Here is a 5,185-nt window from a genome sequence, read left to right on the forward strand (position 1 = left end):
GGGGCGGAACGGCGGTGGTGCCGACGATCTCCTCGACCGCGTGGTTCCAGATCACCTTGACGTTTTCGAGCGCGAAGAGGCGCTGCTGCAGGATCTTTTCGGCGCGGAACTCGTCGCGCCTGTGCACCACCGTCACGGTCCTGGCGATGTTGGCCAGATAGAGCGCCTCCTCGACGGCGGAATTGCCGCCGCCGACGACCACCACATCCTTGCCCCGGTAGAAGAAGCCGTCGCAGGTGGCGCAGGCGGAAACGCCGCCGCCGTTGAATGTCTGTTCGCTTTCGAGGCCGAGCCACTTGGCCTTGGCGCCGGTGGCAAGGATGACGGTATCGGCGGTGAAGACCTCGCCGCTGTCGGTCGTCGCGATGAAGGGGCGTTTGGAGAGGTCCAGCTTCGAGACCACGTCGTTGACGATTTCGGTGCCGACATTCTCCGCCTGGGCCAGCATCTGCTCCATCAGCCAGGGGCCCTGGATTGGGTCGGCGAAACCCGGGTAGTTCTCGACATCGGTGGTGATCGTCAACTGGCCGCCTTGCTCGAGGCCGGCGATCAGGATCGGTTTCATCATTGCGCGCGCGGCGTAGATCGCGGCTGTATAGCCGGCGGGGCCGGAACCGATGATCAGAACCTTGGTATGATGGTCGGGCATGTCACATCCTTTCAGCGCGATCGTAAAGCGGCGCGCCGGATCAATTCAGCGTCTCGGCTCATTTATGGCTGGACGGGCGTCAGTTTCAAGGCCATGGAAGTCCTACCAACAGACCATTTCGCCCGGTTGAAAGAATCATGCGGGATATTGTAATATTATTGCGTGCTCCGCGCAAAATGCGTCCCCGGATCCGCCTCAGGAGAATTCAATGCGTGCCGACCTCGATTCCGTCGATCTGAAGATCCTGCGCGAGCTGCAGCGCGACGGCCGGATGACCAATGTGGAGCTTGCCGAACGGGTGGGCATTTCGGCGCCGCCCTGTCTGAGAAGGGTGCGCAGGCTCGAGGAGGCAGGCATTATCGAGGGCTACAATGCTATGCTCAATGCCCCGCGGCTCGGCTACGATCTCGTCGCCTTCTGCATGGTGGGGCTGAAGCATCAGTCGGAGGCGGAGCTGAAGGCCTTTTCGAGGGCGACCGACGACTGGCCGATCGTGCGGCAGGCATGGATGACCTCGGGCGAGACCGACTTTCTGCTTCACTGTGTCGCGGAGAACCTGATGCAGTTTCAGGATTTCGTGATCGAGGTGCTGACCACCAGCATGCATGTCGACACGGTGCGCACCATGCTGACCATCCGCCAGGTGAAGAAGGAAGGCCTGGTGGCGCTTTGAACCTGTCTCAGCCCGCCGCCATCAGCCGCTCATAGGCGGAGAATTCCTTCTCCAGCATGGTTTCGACGGTGAAGTTTGCGAGCACGTGAGCACGGGCGGCGCGGCCCATTTCCTTCAGCCCTTCCGGATCGGAAAGCGCCGCATCGATGGCGTCGGCAAGGGCTTTCGGATTGGCCGGCGGCACCAGATAGCCGGTCTTGCCGTCGATCACCGTTTCGAGGCTTCCGCCGTGATTGGTGGCGATCACCGGCGTCCCCATGACCTCGGCCTCGATCGCCACCCGGCCGAAGGCTTCGGGGCGGACGGAGGCGGAGACCGCGATGTCGGCGGCCGCCATGACGGCTGGAATGTCCCGCCGGCTGCCGGCAATCGTCACGCGGTCGCCAAGGTCGAGTTCGGCGACAAGCGTTTCCAGTTCGCCGATCACGCCGGCGCTGCCCGAACCGACGATGGCGAGGCGGAAACGCTTGTTTTCGGCAAAGGCGAGCGACTCGATCAGGTAGCGGTGGCCCTTCCAGTCTGTGATGCGGCCGACAATCACGATCAGGGGCGTCCTGTCATCCGCGCCAAGTTCCGCCCGCGCAAGGGCGATGTCCTCACTGCTCAGCCTGCCGGGGTCGAAGACGGCGGCGTCCACCCCCCGCGGGGCGAGGATGATTCGCTCTGCGGGATAGCCGTAGACAGAGATGATGTGGTCGCGGATGAAGGCTGAATTGGCGACCACCAGAGGCCCCTTCAGCATGACGCCGGCATAGGCGCGCTTGAAACGGTTGCCGTGGCTGTAGACGCCGTGAAAGGTGGTCATGAAGCGGGGCCTGCGCCTTGCCCTTGCCGCGGCGAGCCAGCCGGCCCAGGCAGGCGCGCGGCTGCGGGCGTGAACAATATCGATTTCGTTCTCGTCGATCAGCCGCGCCAGCCGGCCAGCATTGGCATGGATCGCGAAGGGGGATTTCCGCCCCACCTTGAGATCGACATGATGCGTGCCGGTGGCCTCAAGCGGCGCCAGCAGTGCTCCGCCCGCGCTTGCCGTCCAGTTTTCGATGCCCTTTTCGGCAAGATATGCCGCCATTTCGACAGTGCCGCGTTCGACGCCGCCGTCGCCGAGGGCTGGAAGAAGCTGCAGGATGCGGGGCGGGCGGTCTATCATCGGGTGTCTTTCGGTCATGCGCGTCGGGAAAGAATGGTCCGGCGTCCTCTGGACGTCGAGCGGGTCGTCGGTGTAGCCTTGGCACGTGCGGAGACAGACGGTCGCCGCTCGGACTGCGGCGGGCATCGGCTCGTCCGCAAGGATACTTTCTTAACCGAACTGGGCTTTTTTTCATAACGGGATGTTTGTGCGGCCGATCGATTGCCGGCCTTTTCCACATGGTGAGCGAATCGGAGCGGTTGCCTTTGCTCCGGCTTTGTTCAAATACAGAAACCTGAACTGACGTAACCGATTTCGGCCGAAAGACCCGGACAGGCTTGCCTGATGAGCGGATCGCGCGTTGCCGACATTCATAGGATGATGCCCGTTGCAGACTGTCGTATGCATGAAATGGGGAACGCGATACCCCGCGCTTTACGTCAACCGTCTCTGGTCGATGATCAAGCGGCATACGAAACGGCCGACGCGGCTCGTCTGCTTCACCGATGATGCCGAGGGCATTGACGCCGACGTGACGACCTTCCCGCTGCCCGACATCCGCATCGCCGATGACATCGCCTACACGCCCTGGCGCAAGCTTTCCCTCTGGCAGGCGCCGCTTGCGGATCTTTCTGGCGACGTGCTGTTTCTCGATCTCGATATCGTCATCACGGGCGGGCTGGACGCGATGTTCGATTACGAACCCGGGACATTCTGCGCCTGCGAAAACTGGACCCAGATGGGGCAGGGCATTGGCAATACCTCCGTGTTTCGCTGGCATGTCGGCAGAAATACCCACATTTTCAATGATTTCGAAGAAAACGGCGAGTCTATCCGGAAAAAATACGGGATCGAGCAGGTCTACATTTCCGATGCCGTCGACAGGATGGTGTTCTGGCCGCGCGCGTGGTGCGTGAGCTTCAAGCACACGCTCCTGCCGACCTGGCCGCTGAATTTTCTGCGCACGCCGCCGCTCCCGGAAGGGACGAAGATCGTCGCCTTCACGGGCAAGCCGGATCCCGATGAAGCGGCGATCGGCAAATGGCCGCTCTCGGAACCGTGGAAGCGCATCTATAAATATGCCCGTCCCACGCCGTGGATCGACGAGCACTGGCGCTGATGCGCCTGGCCTGTTGCCGAACTGTTCCGGCAGGGGCCGTGCCGAAGCGCTGGCCGCGGCTCAGCGACCGCGACCGGAGAAAAACGAACCGCGACCGTTATAGAGCGGCTTTCCGGTACGGCGCTTTGTCCGGAAAAGGCGCTTGCGCGGAACCGAGGCCTCGCTGCCGGCGCTGCCGGCAAGAAAGCCGAGACCGAAGGCCACGAGCCCGACAAGCGCGAGCGCGGAACCGCTGGCGGCGGGATGTTCCCGGGCCGTACGGCCCAGCGCGTCCACCTCGCCGCGCACCATCGAGCCGGCCCGTTCCACCGGCGTCTTCTGCGAAAAGCGCAGCCGATCAAGCAGTTCGCTCGAGGACGTCTTCTGTTCAAACATGTTTTTCTCCGTGCCAACTGGTTCTTTCCGCCGCCGGAAGGCAACGGAACAATTTTCGGGCCGCGCGAGCCGGTTCCCGTCGAAGGCAACCGACAGCGCGCGCCGAATGTAGGACCAGATCAACGCGAAACTATGGCGACCGGTTCCGACCGGCTCAACCGTGGCAGGGAAGGCGCATAAGCGCCTGATCCGTTCTAGATGAACAGCATCGCCGTTACGAAAACGAATGCGGCTCCGATCAGGATCGTATGCAGGGACCGTGATAAACTCATTTTGTCTCCTCCATTTATGGTTACGAATATATTACGGTTTTCATGCTTGGCAAAGCGAATTCGTTGCTGCGCTGCGAAGGTCTGTCCCCGCCTGCGGGGCCGCCTGTTCCGGAAAACCCAGTCTGGCAGCGATTTCCGGCGGTTAAAATGCGCTACGTCAAGCCTTCAGATTTTCTTCATGCGGGTCTCTCCGGACCGTCCCTTCGAGCGCCGCGGTAGGGATTGCTTGAGCATTCTGTGCAATGCCTTCTATCCTTGAGGAGAAGATAACGGCCCGCGGGCCATGAAACAGAGGCCGAAGATGGAGCAGGTGGTACATGAGGCGGTCACGCACGGCGCATCCCATGGCGGCGGTTTCGCCGCCGTCGCGCTTGTCATCGCGGTTGCCGCACTTGCCGGCCTCGGCTTCTTGTGGCTGCGCCAGCCGCCGCTCGTCGGCTTCATTCTCGCCGGCATCCTGCTCGGTCCCACGGGCATGGGGCTGATCGCCAACAGCGACAGCGTTGCCTTCCTCGGCGAAATGGGTGTGGTCGTTCTCCTGTTCTTCATCGGCATGGAATTGTCGATCCGGGCCTTCGTCGTTTCTCTCCGGCAAGCGCTTCTGGTGGTCGCGGGCCAGCTTGCGAGCGCCGCCGTTCTGGCGCTTGTCATCGGTCTTCTGCTCGATGCGACGACGCGGGAAATCGTGATCCTGAGCTTCGTCATCGCCATGTCGTCGACCGTGGTGGCGATGAAGATGCTGGACGAGATGGATGCGTTGCGCGGCGATGCCGGGCGGATCGCGGTCGGCGTGCTGATCGCCCAGGACATCGCAGTCGTGCCGATGCTGATTTTCGTCTCAAGCTTCGGGGGCGAAGGGTTCGATATCACCGCGACCGCGATCCGCGTGCTGGTCGCCGTGGGGATCATGGCGGGGCTGCTCTGGTATTTCGGCCGTTTCGGCAAGCTCAAGGTGCCGTTCGCCGAAAAG

Annotated in this window: 6 protein-coding genes; 3 read left to right on the forward strand and 3 right to left on the reverse strand. The window is 62.3% G+C overall.

The window, feature by feature from the left end; all coding sequences use genetic code 11:
- The coding region (locus AC5DC2_RS18980) for an NAD(P)/FAD-dependent oxidoreductase (RefSeq protein ID WP_491699599.1) at positions 1-649 on the reverse strand (649 nt) is incomplete at its 3' end.
- Between the two features lie 208 nt (positions 650-857).
- Between AC5DC2_RS18980 and AC5DC2_RS18985 the strand changes: the two genes are divergently transcribed.
- Positions 858-1,322 (forward strand): Lrp/AsnC family transcriptional regulator, encoded by a 465-nt coding sequence (locus AC5DC2_RS18985; protein WP_024709087.1) that lies wholly within the window; start codon positions 858-860, stop codon positions 1,320-1,322.
- Positions 1,323-1,329: 7 nt separating this feature from the next.
- Here the strand turns inward: AC5DC2_RS18985 and AC5DC2_RS18990 are convergent, their stop codons facing one another.
- Complete coding sequence (locus AC5DC2_RS18990) at positions 1,330-2,469, reverse strand: glycosyltransferase family 4 protein (protein WP_491699600.1); 1,140 nt, start codon at positions 2,467-2,469, stop codon at positions 1,330-1,332.
- A 367-nt stretch (positions 2,470-2,836) separates the two neighbouring features.
- Between AC5DC2_RS18990 and AC5DC2_RS18995 the strand changes: the two genes are divergently transcribed.
- On the forward strand, positions 2,837-3,568 hold the full coding sequence (locus tag AC5DC2_RS18995; protein WP_491699601.1) for a hypothetical protein: 732 nt from the start codon (positions 2,837-2,839) through the stop codon (positions 3,566-3,568).
- A 60-nt stretch (positions 3,569-3,628) separates the two neighbouring features.
- Here the strand turns inward: AC5DC2_RS18995 and AC5DC2_RS19000 are convergent, their stop codons facing one another.
- A complete protein-coding gene (locus AC5DC2_RS19000) occupies positions 3,629-3,943 on the reverse strand; it encodes a hypothetical protein (protein ID WP_491699602.1) in 315 nt (104 codons plus the stop codon).
- A 555-nt stretch (positions 3,944-4,498) separates the two neighbouring features.
- Between AC5DC2_RS19000 and AC5DC2_RS19005 the strand changes: the two genes are divergently transcribed.
- The coding region (locus AC5DC2_RS19005) for a cation:proton antiporter domain-containing protein (protein WP_491699603.1) at positions 4,499-5,185 on the forward strand (687 nt) is incomplete at its 3' end.

It is taken from the genome of Martelella sp., assembly GCF_984369615.1.